At 73.7% G+C, this 281-nt stretch carries 1 protein-coding gene; it reads left to right on the forward strand.

The window, feature by feature from the left end:
- Positions 1 to 281 (forward strand): hypothetical protein (locus EIK80_RS26255; RefSeq protein WP_158624766.1); only part of this gene is annotated, 281 nt, incomplete at both ends.

A 281-nucleotide genomic window follows, 5' to 3' on the forward strand; every position in this document is an offset into this window, starting at 1 on the left:
GGTCGCCGCCCTGCGCCAGCCGGCCATGCCGCCGGTCGCCGTGGCCAAGGCCTCGCCCGCCCGGGCCTTCTATCGCAACGTCGCCGTCCAGGCCGGCGAGGGCGCGCCCGAGTTCCGCTGGTTCGACGGCGGGGCCGTCGTCACCACCCGTCCGACCCGCGTCCAGGTGGTCGAGAGCCTGACCAACCACCTGCGTCACGCCGAGATGCGGGCCCCCACGCGCCTCGACGCCGAGTACATGCTCTACACCACGTTCGAGGAGTTGCGCGGCCCCAACGTCT

This window comes from Caulobacter sp. 602-1, from assembly GCF_003931565.1.
In the GTDB taxonomy this organism is placed as follows: domain Bacteria; phylum Pseudomonadota; class Alphaproteobacteria; order Caulobacterales; family Caulobacteraceae; genus Caulobacter.